We start from the raw sequence: 26349 nt of genomic DNA, 5'->3' as shown, positions 1-26349 counted from the left end.
CTCTATTTCGCACTACTTTTGTGAAGATAACGTATCACATTCCGTCACACCACCGCACTCCAAGTCTGGGATAGAGATGGGGTAACGGCCATAGCAAATTGGCTTTATCGTTATTTACAATGTCTTGAAAGGTTTGTGGAACGTCACGGATCTTTGACTCTTTCGATAACCAAAACCTCAAGAAAACAGATAATCATGTCTTTCAATTCTGGCCCAAACGTCGAGCAATTCCGGTCCAAATCGAAAGGCGGCTGTTCGTAAAGGCTGCGGCGAAGGTCTGGAACGAGCCCACAGCAGAAGTCTTAAATTTGTGCTGCGCGCGCACGCAGCGTAAAGAATTCTGCACATGCTCAGTTCTTCAAGCTGCATTGCGGCGGGAAAATCGGCCATTGGTGCGCGTTGCGGCGCGGATCATGAGGTCAAGGATTGAGACGCGGGACAAACCGGACCTACGTCAAAAGCCAGAGCGATAGTATCACAGGTAAGGTGGCGCAGGTGCTGCGTAAATATGCACGCGAAAACTTGAGAGTCAGCAACCGAAAATAGCTGGAATGATGACGCTAAATTCAGCACGCTTTGTTACTCGGAGAGGCCGCGTCCCGATACGCCATATTCCATCGTTTGTTAAGTAAAATTGACCTAGCCCGCAAACGAATGCCTGCGGGCCGTTCTTTAGACGCCGTCGCTTACATCATGCCTTCCATACCCTCCATGTCGGGTATGCCGTGGCGGTTTGGCTTGGCGGGTTTGTCCGCCACCATCGCTTCGGTGGTAACGAGCAGGCCCGCAACCGATGCCGCATATTCCAGCGCGATCCGAACGACCTTGGTCGGATCGATGACACCGGCCTTCAACATGTCGCCGTACTCGTCCAACTGCGCATCATAGCCGAACGTCTTGCTGGTGTTCTCAAGTACCTTTCCAGCAACGACTGAGCCATCGACACCGGCGTTTTGAGCGATCTGGCGCAACGGCGCCTGGAGGGCTTTGCGGATGATCTTGATACCCGCATCCTGATCCGCGTTGTCGCCCTTGAGTCCTTCCAGAACCTTGCCTGCATGGACAAGTGCGACGCCACCGCCTGGCACGACGCCTTCTTGGACGGCCGCACGTGTTGCGTTCAAGGCGTCATCAACCCGATCCTTGCGCTCTTTCACTTCGATCTCGGTCGCACCACCAACTTTGATCACCGCAACGCCGCCTGCCAGTTTGGCCAGCCGCTCCTGCAGTTTTTCCTTGTCGTAGTCTGAGGTGGTCTCTTCGATCTGTGCACGGATTTGGGTGACACGCGAAGCGATAGCTTCTTTGTCGCCTGCGCCGTCGATCACAGTTGTAGTGTCCTTGGTGATTGCAATCTTCTTGGCATCGCCAAGCATGTCCATCGTGACGTTTTCGAGCTTGATGCCCAGCTCTTCGGAAATCACCTGTCCACCGGTAAGGATGGCAAGATCTTCCAACATCGCCTTGCGACGATCTCCGAAACCGGGCGCTTTGACACCAGCAACCTTCAGGCCACCGCGCAGTTTGTTCACCACAAGGGTTGCGAGCGCTTCGCCATCAATGTCCTCGGCCATCACCAAGAGCTGCTTGTTCGCCTGCATGACTGCCTCAAGCAAAGGCACCATGGGGGCCAGAGACGTGAGTTTCTTCTCGTGCAGGAGGATGACGCAGTCTTCCAGGGTCGCCGTCATCTTGGCGGTATCTGTGATGAAATACGGGCTGAGATAGCCGCGATCAAATTGCATGCCTTCGACCACTTCGGTCTCGGTCTCAAGGCCTTTGTTCTCTTCGACGGTGATGACTCCTTCGTTGCCGACTTTCGCCATCGCGTCCGCGATCTGTTGACCGATAGCAGCCTCACCGTTTGCGGAGATAGTGCCGACTTTGGCGATCTCGGCCGTATCGCCCACTGGCCGCGACATTGCCTTGACCTCGGCAACAACGGCGGTGACCGCTTTGTCGATACCGCGTTTGAGGTCCATCGGGTTCATGCCCGCTGCGACTGATTTCATGCCTTCTTTGACGATGGCTTGGGCCAGAACTGTCGCGGTGGTCGTGCCGTCGCCAGCCTCGTCATTGGTGCGCGATGCAACATCTTTAACGAGCTGTGCGCCCATATTCTCGAACGCATCCGAGAGTTCGATTTCCTTGGCGACCGTAACACCGTCCTTGGTGATGCGTGGCGACCATAGGACTTGTCGAGAACCACGTTGCGGCCCTTGGGGCCAAGCGTGACCTTGACGGCGTTTGCGAGCGTATTGATGCCCTTGAGCATACGGTCACGGGAGTCCGTGCCAAATTTGACGTCTTTTGCAGACATGTCGGTATTCCTAAATGAAAGATGTGTGAAAGGGGACGCGTCGTTCAGGCCATAATGCCCAAGATGTCGCTCTCCTTCATGATCATCAGCTCTTCACCGTCGATCTTAATTTCCGTGCCCGACCATTTGCCGAACAGAATTTTGTCGCCAGCCTTGACGTCCATTGCGATACGCGCGCCTGCGTCGTCTTTTGCACCGGCACCGACGGATACAACTTCGCCTTCCTGCGGTTTTTCTTTTGCATTGTCAGGGATGATCAGGCCGCCCGAGGTCTTTTCGTCGCCTTCAATACGGCGGACCAAGACACGGTCATGTAATGGGGTAAACATCATGGAAATGCTCCTTTTCGGGATTTCCGGGTAGGGGTGGCATGCTTAGGGAAACATTGGCACTCGCCACACCTGAGTGCCAATGTATGAAAAATGGCTATCCCGACAGATCTCTACAATAGCCAACGGAACTATATTTCCTTTGAGGTATGTCTGTCAGGAATTGCCGACCTTGAAACTTGTCTTACTTCACCTTTTTCCCACCAATCGCCAGCGCCGGCTTTCCTGCGAGAGAGTTGGCTGTAGCAGAGACCTTCGGCTTTTCCTGTTTGGGTTTCTTGGCTTCCTTGTTGCCACGCTTGCTGTTGCCCTTTGACATTGTCTGTCCTTCCAAAGTGCAGCGATCCAATGCCGAGATGGCAAGGTCTGACTGCGGTACGCACCGGTCGCTGATAGAATTGCGCCGGTGGATTGCTTTCTGGCTTCACGTCGGATGGGGTTCTTTTTCAGTAGCTTCGTCCAACGCGCGTTGCTGGCCTCGCGAGACCGTGGTGATGGGCGATCGGAACATAGCGTTCGCCGCGGTAAAACCCTCGGCTGTCTCAATATTCGTCCAATTCAGCCCGGCAATATCCAAGGCATGAATGATGGTTCCCTTTTCCACCAGTCGCGCATAAGCGGCTTCGAGATCGGCTCTTAGATTGGCGGGGTTCTCCATCATAATCGCAAGCTCGGCAAACAGCAGCGGCGCCATCTTGCCGCTAACTTTGTCGATCTTGATGGAGGCGCCTACGGCCAATTCAGGATCAACGGAGGCGCCCACGGTACGCACATGCTTTTGTTCGTCAGCGATCACGTTCATCTGTGCAGTCATGCGCGTGCCAGTGCTGTCGATACACAGGACGTTGGGCAAATCGCTGTCGGTAAGCTGGCGCAGTATCCTTGCGTCAAACACCAGATCCGCATCAATCCTGATGAATTCAGAACTCCCGATCTTCGAAGCGGCCGCCCCCAGCGCGTAGCCGGTGTTGGTATCGCGATATCGATCATTGATAACATAGGTGACACGGATGCCTCTAAATGCCTTGTTGACGAAATACTTGATCTCATCCGCCTGTGTCCCAGCACCAGAACAAACTGCGAAATGCCGCAGCTGAGGCAGTTGCGGATCGTGCGCTCAAGAATGACGGACCCGCCAACGGACAACATGCATTTGGCACTGCTGTCTGTCATGGGGCTGAGACGAGAGCCAATGCCATCTGCAAGTATGACGGCCATTGGAGGGCGATCATTATCGTATCTCATGGTGTGCCTATCCTCAATTCGTCAAAGACAAATGGATCGATGTGTAGGTTAGACCGTTGACGCTCAAGGCACCGCTTCAGGGATCGTGGCAGGGCCTGAGATGCGTGCAAAATGCGCCATGACAGCCTGAAGCATAGGTTCAACTTCGTTCACTTGAACCACGATCAGATCACCGGGGCGGACGATTTCGAATGCGCGCGCGAGGGCTTTGTCCGGGTCATTGACAATTTCCACCGCGCCCGCAGGAAATCCATTGCCCAAAGCACCGGATCGCACCAGCTCCGGGGTTTCGCCCGGCTTGCGCCCGCGCGGATCGGCGTCGGCCAGAATGATTTTGTCGTACACGTTGGAAAGTGCGGCACCAAACGCCTCGATCTGCGTGTCCACCCTGGTTCCGGTGCCATGGGCGACGACAATCTTTTTCCCCTTGGTCAGATGGGGAAGCACGCGCCCCATGGCTTTTACCGCAGGCGTGTTATGGCCGTAGTCGACGATCACCTTGAACGTGACAAAGTCGATCAGGTTCATGCGCCCGGGGTTCTGGGATGCGCTTGGGTGGAACGTGCTGATGCCGTTTCGTATCATGTCTACAGACAGCCCCAGACCGTGGAGCGCGGCCACCCCGGCCAAAACATTGGCGATGTTGAACGTTGCTGCACCACTCATGGTGATCGGGGCGTCGAGAACCGAGGACACGTGAATGGTTGGTTCGGCGGAGTGGATGACGATATTGCCATCCTGCAGGACAACGGCGGTTCCGCCTTCTTCAAGATGCTGCTTGATCGTTTCATTCTGTGGCTGGAGTGAAAAATAGACGACCTTGCCGCCAGCTCGACTTGCAAGTCCCACGACAATTGAGTCGTCCGCATTCAAGACGGATACGCCAGTGTCTTTGACAACTTCGATGACAGTTGATTTGACCAAAGACAGCTCTTCGAGGTCTTCAACACCATCAACGCCGATATGGTCTTCGTCGACATTGAGAAATACACCAATGTCGCAGCTGTCAAAGCCCAAGCCCCGTCGAATGATGCCGCCACGCGCAATTTCAAGCACGGCATGGTCAATCGTCGGCTCTCGCAAAACAATGCTGGACCCTTCGGGGCCGCTGTAATCGCCAGTAACGATTTCTACACCGTCGATAGCAACGCCCGTCGTTCCAGCAAAACCAACCATGTGTCCGCTATATTTGAGCGTATGCGCGATCAGTTTTGCGGTCGTTGTCTTGCCGTTGGTGCCTGTCACCGCAATAGTCGGGACGTTCGTATCCAAAGCGGGCGGAAACAGCATATCAACAAAGGGTTTGGCGACATTGCGGGCCTGGCCATCGGTTGGTGCCAAATGCATCCTGAAGCCGGGGGCCGCGTTCACTTCGACGATCCCAGCGGTCCCATGTGCGAGCGGCTGGTCAAGGCCGGGGGCCACGATGTCTATCCCGATACAGTCCATGCCGATAATGCGCGCCACCCGTTCGCACATCAAGCGCACGTCCTGATGCACGTTGTCGGTCACGTCACAGGCGGTGCCACCGGTGCTGAGATTGGCCGTGGATTTCAGATACAGCTTTTCCTCGGCAGCCAATGTACTATCAAGCGCACGGTCCTGGAATGCGAGCAGACGCTGGGACATATCGTCAATCGTGATGGCAGTGAGCACCCGTTCATGCCCGATACCGCGTCGCGGATCTGCGTTCACCTGATCAATCAGCTGTTGAACCGTGGACGTTCCATCCCCCACGATATGGGCGGGTTCCCGGCGTGCTGCCGCGACCAGATGTCCATCAATGACAAGCACGCGGAAATCAAACCCTGACATGGTTTTTTCAACGATGACGTTGCCGCAGATTGCGACAGCAGACGCGAAGGCTGTTTCAAGCTCGTTATCGTCAGACACACGAGCCGATATGCCACGACCATGATTACCAACCTCAGGTTTGACCGCGATAGGATAACCAATGTCATCCGCAATCTGGATGGCTTCAGCCAGTGAGATCGCAAGTTTCCCTTCAGGCGTCGGAATTCCGGCCCGGCTAAGAAGCTCTTTGGTTCTGAATTTCTCATCCGCGATTTCAACCCCGATTGCGCTGGTACGATCAGTCATTGTTGCCTGAACATGACGCTGCTTGCAGCCATAGCCCAACTGCACATGGCTGTCAGTGTTGAGGCGTATGGCAGGGATACCCCTCAGCTTGGCCTCTTCGACAATGCTGTTGGTTGAAGGGCCGAGAAGATCGTTTTCCCGCAACTCCTTAAGCTCAGCGATAATAGCTTCAATATCAAAGGGTTGATTTTGAGCGAGCCCATGCACCAGCGCGACAGCCGCTTCACCGGCTTTTAGGCCAGCTGATTCAACGCGGTAACGATAGACAACCTTGTAAATGCCATCGTCGTTTGTGTCGTATGTTTTGCCAAACCCCACTTCCATTCCAGCCAGACACTGCAATTCTATGGCAACATGTTCGGCGATATGGCCAAGCCAGGTGCCACGTCGTAGCCGTTGAATGAACCCTCCGGGCCCGCCGACCGAACATCCATGACTTTGCAGCGTTGGAATCAGCGTGATCAAGCGGTCTGTAAAACCATTCAAGGTGTCAGAGGGTTGCTGCTCATATGTGCCAATATCCAGCAGCATGAAGATTGCCTGATAACGGCTGTAGCGATTTGGACCGCGCAGGGCTCGATGCTCTAGAATTCTCATGTGATGACCTTCCGCGCGCTGACCGCGCAAGTGGACGCCAAGCTCAATTCACTTGAGCAAAGCGTTTTCGCTGTCTTGTTGACGATAAACGGTGCATGTAGCCGGTCAGGGTGACTGCACCCCGCCCGTTTCGAAATCTGTTAGCTGTTTCATACGTTCAAACACACCTGTCGCGCACATGTTGTCGTGCAGCGATGGGAAACTGGAACGGGACAGGTCTTACTGACAAGAAACGGCGTCAGCTCTTCAAGATATGAGAATGGAACTAACACGGCTCGACCTTCATTGCCAGCAGCATGCGATTGCGCCGATTGCAATGAAGAGACTGCATAACACCTGGAGCCACTGCATATGCCACGTTATCTGATCCCAATCGGCGGAAATGAAAAGAAATCCAAGGACTCGGGTATTTTTCAAGAGATGGTTGCATTGGCGGGGGGACCTAAGGCGCGTATCGTCATCGTGCCAACGGCCAGCGAAGATCCTGAAGACCGTGGGCGTGATTACCAGCAGCTGTTTTCCGGTTTCGACCCCGAGGCAGTAGATGTCGTCCATATCGGGGAGCGTCCCGATGCTGCGTCAGACGCGCTCGCCGATATCGTAAGCAAGGCGACGCTGTTTATGTTTGGAGGTGGAGACCAACTTCGGCTGTCATCCCTGATTGGCGGAACACCTCTGCACAAGACCCTTTTGGAGCGATATCAATCAGGCAGTTGTGTCATCGCCGGAACGTCTGCCGGTGCTGCCGTCATTCCCGAAGGCATGATATTTCAAAACAACAATTTCCGCCCGTTCCGTAAAGGTGGAATTGAAATGACCAAAGGGCTGGGATTGATCCGTGACATCATTTTTGACACTCACTTTGTCGAAAGATCCCGGATCTCACGTCTCGTACATGCGGTTTCGACCAATCCGGCTATGCTGGGCCTCGGTATCGGAGAAAATACCGGGCTGCTGATTGAGGACGAAACCAAGGCCCGCGTAATCGGCACGGGTACAGTGATCGTGATCGACGGCAGCGCAATTGAAATCAATCATGTGGGCTACGTCGAGAATGGTCATCCATTTGCCCTTACAAATGTGATCTATTCCGTCCTTACGCCGGGCGTGGTCTACGACCTGAAGCAGCGCAAAGTGATTGACCCCGGACCGATAGCGCCGCCGCCGAGTCTGATACCCAGCTGAAATGGGAGCAAAACACTATCAACGACTTGACGCTGCTCAAGACAAGCTGTTGAGGATGATTGTCTGAACCTAAAACTGTGCCGGTATCGACCGATCGGCTCAGCGATCAAGCAAAGCAACTACCAGCTCCTCAGGACCTGCATGGAGGCCCGAAACTCTTGGCTAGCAACCAGTCGCCAAAGAAAGCTCAACGACAGAAAAGTCCGCGTCTTGCTTGTCCGACCGGGATGCGGCGAAATGGCAGTTTCGGTTCTGGCCAAATTCAAACCGACGAATGGCTGGATTGGCGACGCACGCCGCGACGCAACAATGAGAGTGCTGCACCCGCGAGAGGATGCTGCGTCAGCGAAGATCCCAATTCGAATGACGGTTTTGTCCGCGTTGCCGACCTTGGGGCAACATGCAGCGAATGGCCGCAAAGAGCCCGAGGACGAAGCCGCTCGCGCGGCAGGGGCGCTTGTGGCCGGCGCGTTGCGATGATCTGACGGTCGAGACTTTACCTTAGCATAGCCGGGGATGGATCAACGTCCGGTATGGGCCGTCGTTGTCGCCCAGTGAGAACGCTCCACACCAATCTTGCACGTAGCCTACGTAAACTAAATACTCCGAGATAGTCGTTCATCTCCGTCAGCGGCAATCTCTTCGAAGAGGCTATCGAGAGTTTGAAACAATTCCCATCGGTCAGTTTGCAGCCGTGCTGCGACGCCATCGATAATTCGTAGCTCCAGGTCGGCGTCTCGCGAACCTTTCCACAATGTATCAGCAAGCGCGATTAAAAGTTCTTCGAACGACACACTCATGCTGGCGTATTGTGAGTGGCTGCGGCAGCACCGAGCAATTTGGGCGCAAACTCCCTGTTCAAGAAGTAACTTTTCGCCTGCTGCTTCATGCAGGTTACCACCTCCTTCAAGCTCGTTCGGATGAACGATTTTACCCGCATCATGTACCGCAATGCCGACTTGAACGAAGCGTTTATCGTACTGAATCCCAAGATCATCGAGCTTTGAAATGAACTCACCGCCGACTTCCCCAACTAATTCGAGGTGTATGAACAATCTTCGCGGTGCACCTAATCGTTCGAGCAGGTTGAAAGCGTCTTCCCGAGATTTCAGCAATGCCAGCTCCAAACAGTATATTCAGGAAAAGGATTTAGGCACTCCTTCTGTGGCATTCAACTCAGCATCAGTCACTCTGGACTCAGGGCCGCCAAATGCTGGTGCAACTTTAACAAGGATAGCATCGGTCCCAGACCTGCCACCAGCAGGGATGAGCCGGCCACACCCGATACACAAAAAATAGGGTGAAGGCGCTGCCCTCCCCCTCGGGCAACCCTATTAGTCAGGGCAGTGTCCTCACCTCCGGTTGCGGGCCGCACCACCCCTGTCGAATAGCATTGCCTCGCCCCCTCCCGCATTCGCCACGTGGCAGATCAGCAGGAACAGGCGGCTTCGCCGTCTGACCTCCAAATCAGCCCTGATTTTCGGGAACGGAAGTCAGATCAATGAAACAAAACGTGGGAGCATAAAATGAAGATGTTGGGTCAGTTTATGACGCAAAGGTCAAAGTCGTGTGACGTTCGACAAGGTTTGAATGGCGCTCTGGGGAGGATTCGAACCCCCGACCCCTTGATTCGTAGTCAAGTACTCTATCCAGCTGAGCTACCAGAGCGCGGTAGGCGGGGATTTAGCGGTCCAGCGCCGGGTTTGCAAGGGGCAAATTGGGAAAACCGGAAGTCTTTTCCGTCGTTCTTCGGGCAGCGGAGGTACCTGTGATAATGGGAATGCTAATATGGCTAACCGGACCAACGCGCCATAAGTTCGTCGATCTGCAATGGCTTGCATTCTTCCCCTATGGTTGCGCGAATCGCGGTATCTGACAGTTTTGGTGCCGCGTCTGGCTGTATGACGTCGTCTATCGCCGCAAAGGTATTGCGTGCGCGATTATGGGGGTGGTTGGGCGCTTCCTGCAAGGACAAGACCGGGGCGCAGCAGGCGTCGGTTCCTTCAAGAAGCTCTGCCCATTCATCGCGGGTTTTCTGCTTGAAACGGGCGGCGAAACAGGTGCGCAGGACAGGCCAGCCTTCGACATCCATCTGTGCGGGCAAGTCGGCATCATCCAGCCCCAGTCGTGACAGAAGCTCTGCATAGAATTTCGCCTCCAGCGCGCCAACCGACATGTGCCCGCCACAGGCGCATTCATAAACGGTGTAGAAGGGAGCGCCGCCATCCAGCAGGTTTGCCTCGCGCGCGTCCGCCCAGATCCCAGCACCGTGCATGGAATAGATCATCGCCATCAGATGCGCCGTGCCATCGGTGATAGCGGCGTCCACCACGTTGCCTTTGCCCGTTTCGCGCGCCGCATACAACGCCGCCAGCATTCCAGCGACAAGATACATGCCACCACCGCCAAAATCGCCCAACAGGTTCAGGGGCGGCACAGGATGTTTGCCTCCGATGGCATGAAGCGCGCCAGTGATCGAGATATAGTTGATGTCATGTCCGGCCGCCTGCGCCAGCGGGCCGGATTGCCCCCAACCCGTCATGCGTCCATAAACAAGCCGAGGATTGGTGCCCGAAAAGCCAGCCGGGCCAAGCCCCAGACGCTCCATCACGCCGGGGCGCATCCCTTCGATCAGCATGTCGGCGCGGTTGATCAGGTTGCAGGCGGCGTTGCGATCAGCATCGTCTTTCAGGTCCAGTTCAACAAACCCGCGTCCTCGGTTCAGCACGTCAACCTTCTGCGGGATCAAGGGTTTGAGGTTCGGGCGCTGGATGCGCACCACATCTGCCCCCATATCTGCCAGCCACATCGCGGCAAAGGGGGTCGGGCCAAGACCTTGAATTTCCACAACCCTGACGCCGTGAAGCGGGCCGTTTGCAGCAACCTTACTCATCAATCGCCCGTGCAATCAGTTCCTTCATGATCTCGTTCGTGCCGCCATAAATCATCTGCACACGGGCGTCGGCATAGAGCCGGGCAATGGGGTATTCCATCATGTAGCCATAGCCGCCGAACAGTTGCAGGCATTCGTGCATGACCTCGTTCTGGACCTCGCTGCCCCAGTATTTTGCCATCGAAGCGGTGGGCGCATCCAGCGTGCCGTCGATCAGCCGTGCGATCCCGTCATTGACAAAACTGCGCAGCACTTCGGCCTTGGTTTTGCATTCGGCCAGCTTGAACCGTGTGTTCTGGAAATCCATCACTCGTTGCCCGAAGGCTTTGCGTTCTTGTGTATAGGCGATGGTCTGTTCCAACGCGAAATCAATCGCACCAAGGGCTTGAATGGCAATGAGCAGCCGTTCCCACGGCAGTTGCTTCATCAGTTGATAGAACCCTTGCCCCTCTTCCGTGCCCAACAGATTGGTCTGGGGTACTTTCACATCCTCATAGAACAGTTCGGATGTGTCATTGGCTTTCATACCCAGCTTTTTCAGATTCTGACCGCGCTTGAAGCCCTCGCATTGGTCCGGTTCGACAACGATCAGGGACATACCTTTTGATCCAGCATTCGGGTCGGTCTTGCAGACGGTGATGATCAGGTCGGCGGCTTGTCCGTTGGTGATGAAAATCTTCGACCCATTGATCTTGTATTGGTTGCCGTCCTTCTCGGCGCGGGTGCGCACGGCCTGAAGGTCTGACCCGGTGCCCGGTTCGGTCATGGCAATAGCGCCGACAATCTCGCCCGACGCCAAGCCGGGCAGCCAGCGCGCCTTTTGTTCGTCCGTGCCATAGGCGGTGATGTAGTGGACCACGATGGACTGGATGCCATAGCCCCAACCACAATCGCCCGTGCGTGCCTGTTCATAGATGACGACGCTTTCAAACCCCATGTCTCCCCCTGCGCCGCCGAAGTCTTCGGGAATGGCACCGCCCATGATGCCCGCTTGCCCGGCGGTGCGCCAAAAGTCGTGGTCAACGATGCCTTGGTCGACCCAGCGTTCGATGTTGGGTGCCAGTTCGTCAGCAAAGAAACGGTTGGTCATATCAGCAAACATGCGGTGTTCGTCGCTGACCCATGCGGCGGATGGTGTGAAAAGTGACATGATCGGCTCCGACATTTATAGGGTTTTCGTCAGTATATCCCACCATGATTTGTTAAGGCTGGTAACGTCGCGTTACAAAGGCTAGAGGAGCCACAGGATCATTTGTGCAATTGCGCGACAATCCACTGCAAACCGCTGACCCGTGTCGGTTTTACGTGATTTGTCTGCTGGGATCGCGTATTTGAACAAAAAAAGATGTTGAACGGAGATGGCAGTGAGCATTTCTCGGGTGGATTTTTGTAAACTGGCAGCCTTTGGTGTCGCAGCGGCGACAGCCACGCCGGCCGTGGCCGAGGTTGGGACGCTGACGTCCAGCTACACGATTTACGGGACGCCCGGTCTGATCGCGATGCCGACTGCCGAGGCCGCCGCTGACAGCGAGTTGGCATTCACCTATTCGCAGTTCGGACCGAATGCCAACGGCACGCTGAGCTTCCAGATCACGCCGCGTCTGTCAGGCAGCTTCCGCTATGCCAAGATTTCCGATTTCCACCCTGTTGTCGGGGATTACTTCGACCGGAGCTTCGATGTCCGATATCGGGTTCTGAACGAAAGCAAATATTTCCCGGCCGTGTCCGTCGGGATTCGCGACTTTATCGGCACGGGTATTTATTCCAGCGAGTATATCGTTGCCACAAAAACCATCGGTGATCGTTTGCGCGTCACGGGTGGTCTTGGCTGGGGCCGGATGGGCAGCTATGAACCGATTGGCGCAACCGGCTCGCGCCCCCCATGGAATTTTGGCCAAGGCGGCACACTAAATGCAAGCCAATGGTTCAAGGGCGATTTCGCACCATTTGCCGGTGTGTCCTATAAGGTGAACGACAAGCTGACTCTGAAGGCGGAATACAGCTCGGACGCTTATGTTCAAGAGGTGGCGGCAGGGATAATGGAGCATAAGTCTCCGTTGAATTTTGCTGTGGACTATCAGGTATCACCGGCCATTCACCTGAATGCGTTTTACCTGGCTGGTGATACGATCGGGGCAAGTGTCGTTATCCGTCTGAACCCGCGTCAACCCATCGCCCGTTCGGGGAACGAACGTGCACCTTTGCCCGTCAAACCACGACCATCGCGCAGCAACACCGAGGCCTGGAGCACGAGTTGGATTTCTGATCCGACCAACGAAACAGGCATTCGCAAAGCTGTCGGGGATGCGCTGAACAAGGACGGGATCACGCTGCAATCCCTTGCGTTGGGTGCCACGCGGGCCGAACTGAAAGTTGACAACAGAAAATTCTATTCCCCGGCGCAAGCCGTTGGGCGCACTGCACGGATATTGACCCATGCCCTGCCGCCATCAATCGAGACATTCGTGATCACGCTGGTGGACCGGGGGATTCCGCTGTCCACGGTCACCATGCGCCGCAGCGATATTGAGCGGCTGGAACACGCCCCCGCGACTGATATGTTCCAGCGTGTCTCGATCGGCGAAGCAACACCGCGTGCGGTGCGCAATTCTGAACTGGCTTATCCCGAAAGCCGGTTCCGCTGGGCTTTGGCCCCCTATATGGGATTGAGCTTCTTTGATCCGGCCAGCCCCATCCGCGCAGATTTCGGCCTGAAACTGAGCGGGTCTTATGAAGTCGCCCCGAACATCTTCTTGTCCGGGTCGATTTCGAAAAGCATCTGGGGCAACCTGAGCGAAGATTCGGATGGCAGCTCCTCGGCGCTTCCACCCGTACGGACGCAGGCCGGGCGGTACGCGGCAGAAGGTGATCCGGCGATCTCTCATTTGACGGCAAGCATGTATGGTCGCCCCGGCAAGAACCTTTATAGCCGCGTGACCATTGGTTATCTTGAAAGCATGTTTGGCGGGGTCTCGGCCGAAGTGCTGTGGAAACCGGTCGACAGCCAGCTTGCAGTAGGCGCCGAAGTTGCCTGGGTGAAGCAACGCGAGTTTGATCAGCTGTTCAGCTTTCAGGATTACAGTGTCGTTACCGGGCATGTGTCCGCGTATTATGATTTCGGAAACGGGTTTACGGGCCAACTTGACGTGGGCCGCTATCTGGCTGGCGATTACGGTGCCACATTGTCCATCGACCGGACATTTGACAACGGCTGGAAGGTTGGTGGTTTCGTGACCAAGACGAACGTCTCGGCCGAGGATTTCGGCGAAGGGTCGTTTGACAAAGGCATCCGCCTGTCGATTCCGTTTGAATGGGCGTTCGGCACACCCTCACGCGGTGCATCGAACGCCAGTTTACGATCCCTGTCTCGTGACGGCGGCGCGCGTCTGGAAGTGGATGGCCGCCTGTTCGAATGGGTGGACGAAGGCCACGGAGATGCCCTGGCGTCCCGTTGGGGCAAGTTCTGGAGATGAGCGTGAAAGTCCGTTTCACCAGACGCTCTGTGCGCGTCGCCGGGTACATTTTGGCCGCCTCAGTCGTGCTGAGCGGATGTGGTTCGGATACGGATGCGGTTGAACTGCCGAAGATCACCGCCAGTCTACTGAAAAACTCAGGCAAGCAGTTGGGTGCAAAATTGGGCGGTGGCAAAGAAGCTTCACCCACCACCGCGACGGCAGCGACGACCGATCCAAATGCCGTTGTAAGCAAAGCTTTGGCCGCAACAAAAGGGCCAATCGCCCTGGTCGTGCGGATCGAGACCAAGGCGGTCCTGGCCATCAGCCCGGTTGGACGGAATGGCGATTATGTCACGTGGGGCAGCGCCCCCGGGCAAGGACTGACCTTCCAGCGCGGGGTTCTGGCCAACACGCGCGGTCTGGGCGAAGACCTGATGGCGTCGCGCATCGATGCCGCCGTGTCGGCGATCACCGCGCGGCGCAACGCCACCTACAAGCGCGAGCATTTCTATCTTGGCAATCTGGGTCAAAGCACCAGCCTTGTGCTGGATTGTTCGCTTGCGCGCGGCAAGTCGGAGCGCGTGAGTCTGGGTGCAATCAATGCGGATGCTGTTGTCATGAAGGAAAGCTGCAAGCGTGGCGAGATTTCGTTCAACAATGTCTATTGGGTAGACGGAAATGGCCGTGTCCTGAAATCCAGCCAATGGGTTGGTCAACGGATCGGCAGTCTGGCCATTCAGAACCTGCGGCTGTAACCCGCGCAGGCGTGCCGTCTAGCTGCGCGCATAGGCGTCTTCGTATCGGACAATATCATCCTCGCCCAGATAAGGACCGGTTTGAACCTCGATCAGAACGGCATCGGACAGGCTGTTGTTTTCCAAGCGGTGAACCTCGCCTTTCGGCACATAGGCAGATTGGTTCGCAGACAGGTCCAGCGTTTGGTTTCCGATGGTGACACTGGCGGATCCCTCAACCACCACCCAGTGTTCGGCGCGATGGGTATGCGATTGCAGCGACAGAACACCCCGCGGATGCACGGTGATAAGTTTCACCTTGAAGCCGGGACCAGTGACCAGTTCCTCGAACCAGCCCCATGGTCTGAAATCCTGTGGCCGGAATGTAGCCTGCGACGCGTTCCGTGACTTCAGGTAGTTGACCACGGTGCCAATCTCATCCGAGCGGTTGCGATCCGCGACCAGCACCGCGTCTTTCATGGCCACAGCCACCAGATCGCGCAGCCCAAGACCCACAATCGTCTGATCCTCACTTTCGGACATCAGCAAGCTGCTTTCGCAATCAATGCCGTGCGCATTGCCGATGGTCACAAGGCCGTCTTGCGTCGTGTTCGACCTGCATTCTTCGCGCCAGTATCCCTGCCAACTGCCCAGATCAGACCAGTGCCCGTCGAACGGCACGGCGCAGATGTTGTCGGCGTGTTCCATCACCGCGAAATCTAGGGAAATATCGGGCATTGCCTGCCATGCGTCCTTATCAAGACGGGTAAACCCAAGATCGAGCGTATTTCCAGAAAGCGCTTTATCGACATGGGCGGCGACTTCTGGCGCGTATCGCGTGAACGCGGCAAGCATGTCAGAGGTACGAAACAGGAAAATGCCCGCATTCCACAGATGGTGTCCGCTGGACATCATCAGGGCCGCAGTCTGTAGATCCGGTTTTTCGGTAAAGGACCGGACGGGTGCAAGCTGGCCACCGCCAACATCGTCTTTGCCAAGCTCAAGATACCCATACCCTGTTTCGGGTCGGTCTGGTTTGATCCCGAATGTAACCAGTTTGCCCGAAATCGCCGCAGAAACACCCTTTTCTATGGCCAAGGTGAAACCGGCGCGATCCGTAATCAAATGATCCGACGGCGCGACAACGCACAACGCCGAAGGATTCCTGCCGGCTTGCATGCGAACCGCAGCCAAAACGGCACCTGCGGTGTTTCGCGAACAAGGTTCAAGCAATATCAACTCGGGCAGAGTGCCGATTTCTCCCATCTGTTCGACCACGTGAAAACGATAATCCTCGTTCGTGACGATGATGGGGCGTGTGAACCCCGCCAATTGAAAGCGCTGCACGGTTTGTTGAAACAAACTTGGCGCATCATTGATCTTAAGAAACTGCTTGGGAAAACTTTCACGGGATATTGGCCAAAGACGCGATCCAATGCCGCCTGCCAAAATGATCGGCGTGATTTTTTGCAATTCAAAGCGCCCTTCGCACCGGTGGGGATTGTTCATCCAACGGTGGAATCATGGCCTCTGAAAACAAAAACGGCAAGCCCCAAGGACTTGCCGTTTCCGATTGAATGCTTCCGAAGAAGCGTTCAAATTAGTTGGTGCTGGTTGCCTCGGTGTCGTCGTCCGAAGCTGCAATGATGCCAGCTACGACAGCCAGACCCAGCAGAGCCAGACCGGTGTTGCCCAGCGAGCTACCAGCTTCTTCAACAACAACAACTTCTTCTTCAACAACTGCGTCGCCGTATGCGCCAGCGAAAGCAGGTGCGGACAGAGCGATCATGCCAGCAGCGGCAAGGGTCATCACTTTTTTCATGTTTCATACTCCATAATTAATTAGCGGGCAGCGCCGATTTAGCGAGCCGTCCATATTTGTTTTGCATACCATGAACGCTATTGGAAGTCTGTTCTTGCATTCAATACCCCGTTCACGCAGAACTTCGCCACCCTGTGGCAGCGATGCAATAGTCCGCATTATCCGGCGAAGATATGGGTAAGGAATACCGAACCACAGTACTTCGCACTGGGCTGAACGCCCGCGCCGACACCGCTATATCGAAGTTTTCGGCCCAGAATGTTCTTTCTATGTCCGGGTGAATCCATCCATTTTCGAACAATCAGACTGGCCAGACTGTTATAGCTGTGCCGCCCAATCCTGCGACCGCTTTTCGTTGTGAAAAAACACTGCTGCGACGAGCGAATCATGAACTTGTTGCCATCAATGCCATAGAGATGGACCCATCCGATGTTCTCTGCCCCGGTGCGAAACCGCACACCAGATGCTCGCAGTCTGTCGGTGAGGGTCCGGTTAAACGAGCCACTGGCCTTGTGGCTGAGTTTCTGACTGCGTGCCATCCATTGTGAATGTCGTGCTGCCTGCTTACGAAGGCCCGAAGTCGTTGTCAGGGCTGGAAGGCCGCGTCGACACCGTTCGGCGTTCACCCGCGCAACAACGGCCTTGTCAAGCAGGCCTTGGTTCAAGCCTTTGTTAGGAATTGGTTTTTCTGCCCCGGCTACCTTTGCCACGGTGCAGGCAGCAGCCGCAGCGTCCGGCAGCGCGGCAAATGACAGAAGCGCCGCGACGCCGAGTGTTCTGAGTGTATTTCCAAACATGATTCAGGCCTAACCATCCAGTTTCGCCCCGCAGCGTGCAAACTTGCCATGGCATGGGCGTGACGGGAATAGGGCGATGTCTGGATGGGCGAAGGTTCGCCGTCCGTTGACAGTGTTTGCGTGATGCATCATCCCATCGTAGATTATTTGAAAAAAGAGGTTTCGAGCCAATGAAAATTGCGATGATCGGCACCGGGTATGTGGGCCTGGTCTCTGGCGTTTGTTTTTCAGATTTTGGACATGAAGTTGTTTGCGTGGACAAAGATCCCGCGAAAATCAACATGCTTGAAGCTGGGCAGGTGCCTATCTACGAGCCAGGCCTTGAAGATCTGATGGCGAAAAACGTGGCCGCAGGCCGACTTTCGTTTACCCAGAACCTGAAAGAAGCGGTGCAAGGCGCAAAAGCGATTTTTATTGCCGTCGGCACGCCGACTCGACGTGGTGACGGTCATGCAGACCTGACTTTTGTCTATGCCGCCGCCGAAGAGATTGCTGATTCGCTTGAAGATTATGCAGTTGTGGTCACGAAATCGACCGTTCCGGTCGGCACGAATCGCAAGGTGAAGCAGTTGATTCAAAAGGCGCATCCCGACCTTGATTTCGATGTTGCCTCGAACCCGGAATTCCTGCGCGAAGGTGCGGCAATTGATGATTTCATGCGGCCGGATCGCGTTGTCGTCGGAGTGCAGAATGAACGCGCCACGGACATCATGGCCGAGATCTACCGACCCCTGTTCCTGCGCGATTTTCCGATTGTCACAACTGATCTGGAAAGCGCCGAGATGATCAAATACGCCGCCAATGCTTTCCTGGCGACGAAGATTACGTTTGTGAACGAAATCGCCGCGCTGTGCGAGCGTGTGGGGGCGGATGTCAAACAGGTCTCGAAAGGCATCGGGTTGGACGGTCGAATCGGCAACAAGTTCCTGCATGCCGGTCCGGGCTACGGTGGCAGTTGTTTCCCAAAAGACACGAAAGCCTTGGCGCGCATCGGACAGGAAGCCGGAATGCCAATGCAGATCACCGAAACCGTGATCGCCGTCAATGATGAAACCAAGCGCCGTATGGTCGATAAGATCACCGATCTCTGCGACGGGTCTGTGTCGGGCAAAACGATTGCCGTGCTGGGCGTGACCTTCAAACCCAACACCGATGACATGCGCGATGCGCCCAGCCTGACAATTGTTCCCGCCTTGATCGGCAGCGGCGCGAAAGTGCGTGTTGTCGACCCGCAGGGGTTAAACGAAGGGGAGGCACTTTTGCCGGGTGCACATTGGTTTGAAGATGCGTATAAGGCTGTTCAGAACGCGGATGCTGTTGTGATCCTGACCGAATGGAACGAGTTTCGAGCCTTGGATTTGAAGCGCCTTGCCCGACGTATGGAAACGGCCAGAATGGCTGATTTGCGCAACATCTATTCGCCGAAAGATGCAAAGAAGGCCGGCTTTGTCTCATATTGTGCCGTTGGACGGCGTGGATTTGGGCCGGATGGTTGGGATGGTTGAAGTCACGTATTCTAAAGCCGAACTGAATGAGCGGAAAGAACTGGGGATGAAGCGCCTTTTCGACATAGGTCTTGCATTGGTTCTTTGTATCGTCGTCATTCCGACGCTGTTGGTGCTGTATGTGATCGTCACCCTGCGCGACGGTCGGCCTTTCATTTATCGTTCGGAACGGAATACGACCTTCGACAAGACGTTCGACCTGTTGAAAATCCGCACCATGCGGACCGTGCCGGACCATGAGAATGTCGGTATCACCGGTGGCCACAAACAGAACCGCATCACGCCGATGGGGAAATTCCTGCGCGCCCATCGTTTGGACGAGCTGCCCCAGGTCTGGAATGTGCTGAAGGGCGAAATGAGCTTCGTTGGCCCACGCCCACCAGAGCCGCGCTATGTTCAGGCCCGGCCCAACATCTATAGGCAGGTTTTGCTTGATCGCCCTGGAATTACGGGCTTGGCATCGATCATCTTCCACAGCCACGAAGAAAAAATGCTCGCGGCTTGCGAAACCCAGAAAGAGGCCGAAGGCGTTTACCTGAGACGCTGTGTTCCGCGCAAGGCGGCGCTGGATCACATCTATCACGTCAACAAGTCGTTGCGCCTCGATCTGTATATTCTTTACCTGACGGCCGCCAAGTTGTTCCCCTTGCCCGGACGTCGTGCAAGACGTATCCGGGGTTAAGGCAAATTCGCCCGGCCCAGTCGGCCCGCGACATGCTTCGCCGAACCGCCCTGAAAACCTGATGGAGTCACTTCCGTGAAAGTAGAAAAGACCAAGCTTGATGGCTGCGTTATCGTGACGCCGCCGCGCCATGGAGATAACCGCGGGTTCTTCAGCGAAACCTTTTCAACCCGCGCGATGGAGCAGGCCGACCTTCCCTCCAATTTCGTTCAGGACAACCTGTCGCGGTCGGCGACCAAGGGCACGATACGCGGCCTGCACTGCCAGGCGCCGCCCCATGCACAGGCCAAGCTGGTTCGATGCCTGCGTGGGTCCATTCTGGATGTTGCAGTTGATGTTCGTCATGGCTCGCCCACTTATGGTGAATGGGTTGCGGTCGAACTGTCTGATGAAAACGGGTCGGCGCTGTTGGTGCCCACAGGGTTCCTGCACGGCTTCGTTACGCTGACTGACGGTGTCGATGTGTTTTATAAATGCTCGGACCACTATGCGCCCGAGACCGAGATGTCGGTGCGGTTTGATGATCCGGATATCGGTATCGATTGGGGCATATCCGCGGATCAAGCGACACTCAGCGGCAAGGACGGCGAGGCCAAGTCCATGGCCGAATTTGTTACGCCATTCGGTCCGGACGGTGGACCTCGTTGATCATAAAAAAACGCCCGCAGTAAGAACCTGCGGGCGTTTTGATGGCCGCCTCCTGCGCGGAGTTCCGGTCAGAGGGCTGTGCCGTCGCTGACCTTCAGCCATGATGCTCCGTCGCTATAGGCCAGTTGTGCACCACCCGTCGCATCCGACACAAAGGCAATGCCGCCCGCTCCGACAGTCGCAGCAGCCGGTAAGCCAGCAATTGCAGTCGGCGTCAGACGCAGGACCCCATCCACATCCAGTTTTGCCGCCGGGGTTTTGCCGATTCCCACGTCGCCCGCGCCTGTTGCGACGATAGTCTCGTTCCACACGCTGCCATCCGGGCTGGTTTTGACGTGGAAATCGTCATCACCTGTCAAACCGAACTCCGCCCGGCCAGACCAGTTGGACTGAAACAGCAGGGACGCCGTGTCACCCATTGCCGCCTTGTTGATTTTCAACTGATGCGATGTGCCGTCATGCGACAACAGCGTGGCATCTGCCGCAACTGCCAACTTGTTGGTGGCATCTGCGGTCGTGTTCACGCCCACCAGATCAAGGTTGTTGGTCGCAGGTGTCGTATCGACCCATTGGGTACCATCAAACCGCATTTGCTGCGCGGTCGCTGCGATATCTGCACGCCACCCTTGCAGAGGGGCGATGAACTGCCAAACACCATCCTGGAACCAGGTGATGTTCTGATCTTTGCCGGTCCAGTCGCCCGTGGCACCGCTGGGAACAATGTGACGGTCGCCCTCGGCCGCACCTGTTGGCGGACTCATCCCATCGGCGGTTGCGACCGACAGCTGAACCAGAATGTCCAGAAGGCGTAACGCCTCGTTATGTGTGACGTGTTTCTGCGCCTGCGCGACTTGGATAAGAGGAAGGGACAGAATGGGCGAACTGTCGGACATTTCGGATACTCCGTTGCGAAATTTGCTTCCGACGATTGATCCGGTGATAAGGTTAAAGAGTAACGATCCGGGCGCGCGCATGGCCTGACAAGGTGTGGTCGGCGGATTAGAACCAAACAACCGCGTCTTGCAGGCTGGACAAATCCTGTAGGTTCTCAATAAAAAGCGAGGCTTCACCACCAAAGTCAAGAAAGATGCCGTCATCGCGTATGTCGGCAAAATCGCTGACGGTGGTGGAAGTTACCGCAGCGGCGGCCGCGCCTTGTAGGTTTATCCGGATGATGTCTGACCCGACGTCGAAATCTGAAATCGAGTCATTGCCAGACGTGAAAACGAACGTGTCGCCTCCTGATCCACCGACCATGACATCGTCGCCTTGTCCGCCGTTCAGGATGTCGTCCCCGGGACCGCCATACAGCATGTCATCCCCGGTATTTCCAAGCAAGTGATCGTTGCCCAGGTCCCCATACAACCGGTCGTCGCCGTCGCCGCCAGTCAGTCTGTCGTTGCCCCGAGCACCGCGAAACAAATTGTCGTTGCTATCGCCATGAAGAACGTCGCCAAAATGAGTGCCCGTCAGGTTTTCGACAGAGAGGATTGTGTTGCCCTGCATACTTCGTCCGCCTTTGTTCAGCGTCAGCCAAACGTGAGCTCCCGATCCCAGTGCCGTCATGACCAACGTATCTGTTCCTGCACCGCCATGAATGTAATCCCGGCCCGAACCGGCAATGAACGTGTCATTTCCGTCCTCTCCGAACAGTCGATCATTGCCACCGAGTGCTTGAAACCGGTCATCGCCGTCGCCACCCCGAAATGTGTTCGCTTGACCGTTGCCGATCAGCCGATCGTCCGACCCCGACCCGACAACTATCTCTATCGAGTAAAGTTTGTCGCCCGCGGCTGCTCCTTTGTTCACGTTTGTGCTCAGATTGACCGTAATGCCCGTGATTGCATCAGCATAGTTGGCAATGTCGATACCGGGTCCGCCAAATAGTTGATCGGGGCCAGTCCCCCCTTGTAGCAAATCATTGCCACCTTCGCCTTTCAGAATGTCAGGGCCGTTCCCGCCAAACAGCCGATCCCGACCCACCCCGCCAAATAGCTGGTCCGCGCCGTCATCCCCCGACAAGGTATCATGACCTCCCAAGCCATAAATCCTGTCGCCCTGACCGCGCCCGGAGAGTGTGTTGTGAGCTGCATTGCCATAAATGACATCCGAACCCCGACTTCCGATCACACCTTCGACCGAAGTATAGATATCACCGGTTGCGGCCCAGAACCCTTTGCCGCTTCGCAGATCGACGCGCACATTGTTGGTTAATGCGGAATAGTCAACGGTGTCATAACCCGGACCACCATGATACTTATCCCGACCGCCAAAATCTTTCATGAGGTCAGCACCATAGGATCCATGAAGAATGTCAGCACCGCTGCCGCCGTTCATGATGTCATCGCCCCATTGGCCAAACAACACGTCGTTGCCGTGCCCACCTGAAAGGACGTCATTGCCCGAACCACCATAAAGCCGATCATTGTCATTCTGGCCCAGCAGGCTGTCGTCACCGCTGTTGCCGAACAGTTCGTCGTTACCCGAACCTCCAGACAGGAAATCAGCGCCGTCCATACCCAAGATCGTGTTGCCGCCATCGGCTCCAGAAATCTGATCGTCAAAATTACTGCCGTAAATGTGTTCGATCGACACCAGCGTGTCGCCCGCCGCACCCCAACCGGTTGTGCGTGTTCCCAAGTCAACCTGCACCTGAGAGTTTGCGTCACGATAGTCGACCCAATCCTGACCAGATCCACCATCAAGCAGGTCTGCGCCACTGCCGCCAGACAACGTGTCGTTTCCGCCGCCGCCTGCCAGGCTATCGTCGCCACCGCCGCCGGTCAGGATGTCATTGCCTTCGCCACCCCATAGCAGGTTTTCGGCATTGTTTCCGGCAAGCGTGTCGTCAAAGGCCGTCCCCACCACGTTTTCGATGTTGATCAGAATATCGCCGAGTGCGGCTCCCGCCAAAAGACCATTATCGAGTCGCGCGATAACCGCCTCGCGAGCCCAGGCATAGGTGACGGTATCGCGTCCATCACCGCCATCCAAGGTGTCACCAGAAAGACCGCCATCAAGATAATCGTCACCATTGCCACCCACCAGCCGATTGGCACTGCCATCGCCGATCAAAGTGTCGTCAAAAGCGGTCCCAACGATATTTTCGATGGAATGGTGGACATCACCATCCGCCGCGCCCGTTGCTTGTCTGTTCGCCAGATCAACCCATATCGATGAAGCGGCGGTGGCATAATTTACGGTGTCCGTTCCGTCCCCCCCATAGAAAACATCTGGGTCGAGCGACCAGTTGAAAACGTCGTCTCCACCGAAGCCATACAAGGTTTCCGTGCCTTCATCGCCGCCCAGGACATCATTCGCGTTGGTCCCGTTTATGATCTCGGGAATATACTGAAACCCATTTGGCGGTCGGTTAAGCAGAAGCGTATCGGCAGTTGTGAAATGTGAAATGTCCAGAGACCGTCCATCGGCGCTGTATACATATGTAACTTCATTGCGATAGACTATTTCAGCTCCCCAAGCGCGGGGTTCAACATTTAGCTGCCGAACATCGTACAACATCTGGAACTCAGTCAGGTTCAGCCGATCCACACCGGGCTGAAAGTCCATGATTTTGTCAACCATATCGTCGGAGGCCAGCACAAAGATATCCGCACCTGTGCCGCCAACAAGTGTATCTTCGCCGATGCCATCGCGCAGCAGATCGTTACCGGCACCGCCGGATATGGTTTCGCTCCAAATGCCACCGTCGATCTGGTCATTGCCAGCAGACCCGAAAAGAGCGGACGATGATCCGTCACCAGCAATTGTCTCGCCCGCACCAGCGAGATCGTACTCGAACTGTGTGATGCCGCGCTCGGTCTCGCTGGTTGCAAAGATCTGCAATTTGCCACCCACGTATTCCATCGACAGCGCCGAGATGTTCTGTAATGCCGTCTGATTGGTGTCCCAAACCGTATCCAGATGCACAAGCATCCCACTGGGTAGAAGAGTGAACAGAGACAATCCATCGTCTGCGCCGCCGCCGACGATGTAAAGTCTGTCGCCAACCTGTGCCGACGCCAGTTCGGTTATGGATTGGAATCTGGTCGCCGTGCTGTCGATGATGTGATCAATTGCATTCAGTGAGCCGTCGGCACCAACTTCAACGACTGTCAGGGATGAACTTCCGGCGCTTGCGAGTATGGCGAAGGTCTTGTCCAGTACGTTTCCGGACACCAGTGCCGTCGGGGCGGAAATCGGCAGGTATTCTGCCGCAGACAGCGAATCTGCGAAGGTTGGGCTTCCGGCGTTATCCAGACGATAGCTGGAGATTCCAACTTGCTGCTGTGATAAACCTAGCAAGATTTGTGCGCCGCCGCTGGAGACGATACCAAGCGCCACCATGTCCGAGGTGTTCGTGGCGGTCGGAATGCTGTTTCCGTCAATCAATTCCAAGATATTCTGTTCGGACACGACATAATGGTTGAAGCCTGTGCTCTGCGCATTCGAAGCATAGACATGTGTCTGGTCCCCGAAGCTGCGCGATGTCAGAGCGCTCAGGTTTCCCAATCCTCCCAAACCCCATTCAAAACTCTCGGTCGCACCGAACAGGTCCGGACCATCCAAAGTAATGGCGTTCAAGGTCCAGTCGTATCTACCGAACGGCAGCAGATATGTGGCGCCAGACACCTCAATCAGTTCGATCTGAGCATATGGTGAAGCCATAACCGAAAGCGGATATGACAATTGCGCTGACAATGAGAATGCGCCGGCGTCCGAAATGGAAAATACCGTCGCGCCACCATTCGAACCCGTGGCAGCATATAAATACGTCCTGTTTCCCGCCTGGAAGACTTCCAGATCAGAAACGTTTGCAACATAGCTTAATTCGGCACCCGCATGAGTGCCGGTAAATACCAGACTGGCCACCCCGACCCCCTCGTACAGCTCACCCAGCTTAATGAGGTCTATGGTGGATCCTTGGAGTTAAAGAGCGCTTTACTTCTGTGAAATAGCAGTGTGGATTTTAGGTAAACGACCCCGTCGTAAGGTGCGAACCACCCCGAGTATGGGTCAGTTGTTGAGGAGTTCGCGGTGATAGCGTCCCAGAAACACAAGGCCCAACACGGTTAGCGTCAACGAAATGCCATACACGTACAGAGGATTGACCCAAGTCGCGTCGTAGGTCGCATAGAAGCCACGCCGCATTTCCCCAATGATATGAACCAGCGGATTGTATGCAAGGTAATCACGGAAAGGTTGGGGTATGCTTTCGATCAAAAAGAATATCGAAGAAATTATGAACAGCGGGCGAGTTACGATCCCCCAGACCCGCTCCCAAATCGGATACTTGGTAAGCAAGAAACAGTTCAGCACACCCACCCCGAACGAAAAGGTCAACGCCATACTGAGTGAGTTGAATATGGCGGCGTAGTTCAGAATGTTACCAGTATCGAACAACGTCATGATGCCAAACATCAAAATATAGAACACCAGAAAATGGGTGAGCGCATTTAGAAACAAGCGTGCGAAGATAGCGTCCAGATATGTTACTGACGGGTAAGATAACAAAGGGCGGGAGTATCTGATCGACCTTGAAATTTTGTTGGACAGGTCAAGATACATCATAAAAGGCAAGTAGCCAGTTGCGTAAAACAGCGCAAAGTTGTTTCCAAGCGCAGGCGAAGCGAAGGCCATCGAGAACGCAACCGTCATGACGGTCAAGCCACCGATCGGTTCGAGCACAGCCCAGAGGTAGCCACCGGGCGATCTGCCGTAACTGGTGGCCATCTCTCGCAGCATCAGGGCCACGATCGTTCGCCAGGTTTTGAAATTGCGGGCGTGCAGGCCCTCTGCTTTGAAGCTCATGCGCGTGTTTTGCCGTTAGATGCGCGTTTTTGGCAAGCCGAATCCACACGTGTCGGCAAGAAGAATAGCTCTTTCAACGCAAAATGGTTCAATGTTATAAGCCACGCGTCCATATTGCGGTGGAAGCTGCACGACGAGCGGTTTACAAACGTGATCAATTACATCGAAACGACGGACGAACGAGCTATCAACAATAAAATGCGGCAACTTAGTTGCGCCAAACACC

21 protein-coding genes, 1 tRNA gene and 1 pseudogene are annotated in these 26349 nt (G+C 55.4%); 7 read left to right on the top strand and 16 right to left on the bottom strand.

Annotated elements, in window-relative coordinates:
* Positions 1–686 precede the first annotated feature (686 nt).
* The 6 genes and pseudogenes from groL to cphA form a co-directional block, all read right to left on the bottom strand.
* Positions 687–2320, bottom strand: a pseudogene (gene groL, locus AC13C8_RS11700) (chaperonin GroEL).
* Positions 2321–2364: 44 nt separating this feature from the next.
* On the bottom strand, positions 2365–2652 hold the full coding sequence (locus AC13C8_RS11695; RefSeq protein ID WP_298976177.1) for a co-chaperone GroES: 288 nt from the start codon (positions 2650–2652) through the stop codon (positions 2365–2367).
* 181 nt (positions 2653–2833) lie between these two features.
* Entirely contained in the window at positions 2834–2968 is a 135-nt protein-coding gene (locus tag AC13C8_RS11690) for a hypothetical protein (protein WP_282129048.1), read from the bottom strand.
* Positions 2969–3073: 105 nt separating this feature from the next.
* Positions 3074–3544: a hypothetical protein gene (locus AC13C8_RS11685; protein ID WP_482847882.1), complete on the bottom strand. Its 471-nt coding sequence runs from the start codon at positions 3542–3544 to the stop codon at positions 3074–3076.
* Positions 3460–3822 (bottom strand): hypothetical protein, encoded by a 363-nt coding sequence (locus tag AC13C8_RS11680; RefSeq protein WP_482847870.1) that lies wholly within the window; start codon positions 3820–3822, stop codon positions 3460–3462. Before AC13C8_RS11680 ends, AC13C8_RS11685 begins: the two co-directional genes overlap by 85 nt.
* 135 nt (positions 3823–3957) lie before the next feature.
* Positions 3958–6591 (bottom strand): cyanophycin synthetase, encoded by a 2634-nt coding sequence (cphA, locus tag AC13C8_RS11675; RefSeq protein WP_482847441.1) that lies wholly within the window; start codon positions 6589–6591, stop codon positions 3958–3960.
* A gap of 351 nt (positions 6592–6942) precedes the next feature.
* Between cphA and AC13C8_RS11670 the strand changes: the two genes are divergently transcribed.
* Positions 6943–7776 carry a cyanophycinase gene (locus tag AC13C8_RS11670; protein ID WP_482847440.1) on the top strand — a complete coding sequence of 278 codons (834 nt, stop codon included), beginning with the start codon at positions 6943–6945 and terminating at the stop codon, positions 7774–7776.
* 237 nt (positions 7777–8013) lie between these two features.
* Positions 8014–8256, top strand: coding sequence for a hypothetical protein (locus AC13C8_RS11665; RefSeq protein ID WP_482847438.1), 243 nt, complete (start codon positions 8014–8016; stop codon positions 8254–8256).
* Between the two features lie 116 nt (positions 8257–8372).
* Here AC13C8_RS11665 and AC13C8_RS11660 read toward each other — a convergent pair whose 3' ends face one another.
* The 4 genes from AC13C8_RS11660 to AC13C8_RS11645 all read right to left on the bottom strand — a co-directional run bounded on the left by AC13C8_RS11660 (position 8373) and on the right by AC13C8_RS11645 (position 11819).
* A complete protein-coding gene (locus AC13C8_RS11660) occupies positions 8373–8903 on the bottom strand; it encodes a hypothetical protein (RefSeq protein ID WP_482847436.1) in 531 nt (176 codons plus the stop codon).
* Positions 8904–9367: 464 nt separating this feature from the next.
* A tRNA-Arg gene (locus AC13C8_RS11655) sits at positions 9368–9444 on the bottom strand.
* 124 nt (positions 9445–9568) lie between these two features.
* Entirely contained in the window at positions 9569–10669 is a 1101-nt protein-coding gene (locus AC13C8_RS11650; protein ID WP_482847435.1) for a CaiB/BaiF CoA transferase family protein, read from the bottom strand.
* Positions 10662–11819 (bottom strand): acyl-CoA dehydrogenase family protein, encoded by a 1158-nt coding sequence (locus tag AC13C8_RS11645; protein WP_482847433.1) that lies wholly within the window; start codon positions 11817–11819, stop codon positions 10662–10664. Before AC13C8_RS11645 ends, AC13C8_RS11650 begins: the two co-directional genes overlap by 8 nt.
* A gap of 214 nt (positions 11820–12033) precedes the next feature.
* Between AC13C8_RS11645 and AC13C8_RS11640 the strand changes: the two genes are divergently transcribed.
* Positions 12034–14142 (top strand): YjbH domain-containing protein, encoded by a 2109-nt coding sequence (locus AC13C8_RS11640; RefSeq protein WP_482847432.1) that lies wholly within the window; start codon positions 12034–12036, stop codon positions 14140–14142.
* Positions 14139–14879, top strand: a complete 741-nt coding sequence (locus tag AC13C8_RS11635; RefSeq protein WP_177179262.1) for a YjbF family lipoprotein — start codon at positions 14139–14141, stop codon at positions 14877–14879. Before AC13C8_RS11640 ends, AC13C8_RS11635 begins: the two co-directional genes overlap by 4 nt.
* 18 nt (positions 14880–14897) lie before the next feature.
* Here the strand turns inward: AC13C8_RS11635 and AC13C8_RS11630 are convergent, their stop codons facing one another.
* The 3 genes from AC13C8_RS11630 to AC13C8_RS11620 all read right to left on the bottom strand — a co-directional run bounded on the left by AC13C8_RS11630 (position 14898) and on the right by AC13C8_RS11620 (position 17477).
* Positions 14898–16367 carry a mannose-1-phosphate guanylyltransferase/mannose-6-phosphate isomerase gene (locus AC13C8_RS11630; protein ID WP_482847430.1) on the bottom strand — a complete coding sequence of 490 codons (1470 nt, stop codon included), beginning with the start codon at positions 16365–16367 and terminating at the stop codon, positions 14898–14900.
* 91 nt (positions 16368–16458) lie between these two features.
* Complete coding sequence (locus AC13C8_RS11625; protein ID WP_482847428.1) at positions 16459–16680, bottom strand: hypothetical protein; 222 nt, start codon at positions 16678–16680, stop codon at positions 16459–16461.
* 158 nt (positions 16681–16838) lie between these two features.
* Entirely contained in the window at positions 16839–17477 is a 639-nt protein-coding gene (locus tag AC13C8_RS11620; protein WP_482847426.1) for a CAP domain-containing protein, read from the bottom strand.
* A gap of 170 nt (positions 17478–17647) precedes the next feature.
* On the opposite strand from AC13C8_RS11620, the gene AC13C8_RS11615 reads away from it, so the two are divergent.
* The 3 genes from AC13C8_RS11615 (at position 17648) to rfbC (ending at position 20312) form a co-directional block, all read left to right on the top strand.
* Positions 17648–18982, top strand: coding sequence for a UDP-glucose dehydrogenase family protein (locus tag AC13C8_RS11615; RefSeq protein ID WP_091427380.1), 1335 nt, complete (start codon positions 17648–17650; stop codon positions 18980–18982).
* A complete protein-coding gene (locus AC13C8_RS11610; protein ID WP_245744612.1) occupies positions 18975–19664 on the top strand; it encodes a sugar transferase in 690 nt (229 codons plus the stop codon). Before AC13C8_RS11615 ends, AC13C8_RS11610 begins: the two co-directional genes overlap by 8 nt.
* A 75-nt stretch (positions 19665–19739) precedes the next feature.
* Positions 19740–20312 (top strand): dTDP-4-dehydrorhamnose 3,5-epimerase, encoded by a 573-nt coding sequence (gene rfbC / locus AC13C8_RS11605; protein ID WP_482847424.1) that lies wholly within the window; start codon positions 19740–19742, stop codon positions 20310–20312.
* A gap of 68 nt (positions 20313–20380) precedes the next feature.
* On the opposite strand, the gene AC13C8_RS11600 is transcribed toward rfbC, so the two are convergent.
* The 3 genes from AC13C8_RS11600 to AC13C8_RS11590 all read right to left on the bottom strand — a co-directional run bounded on the left by AC13C8_RS11600 (position 20381) and on the right by AC13C8_RS11590 (position 26123).
* On the bottom strand, positions 20381–21205 hold the full coding sequence (locus AC13C8_RS11600; protein ID WP_482847423.1) for a DUF2793 domain-containing protein: 825 nt from the start codon (positions 21203–21205) through the stop codon (positions 20381–20383).
* 106 nt (positions 21206–21311) lie between these two features.
* Positions 21312–24980, bottom strand: a complete 3669-nt coding sequence (locus tag AC13C8_RS11595; protein WP_482847422.1) for a calcium-binding protein — start codon at positions 24978–24980, stop codon at positions 21312–21314.
* A gap of 348 nt (positions 24981–25328) precedes the next feature.
* Complete coding sequence (locus AC13C8_RS11590; RefSeq protein ID WP_091427370.1) at positions 25329–26123, bottom strand: ABC transporter permease; 795 nt, start codon at positions 26121–26123, stop codon at positions 25329–25331.
* Positions 26124–26349: the final 226 nt, after the last annotated feature.

It is taken from the genome of Aliiroseovarius sp. B-4, from assembly GCF_056857795.1.
The sequence above is the reverse complement of the archived record's forward strand: the minus strand, read 5'-3'. Positions and strand labels throughout refer to the sequence as shown.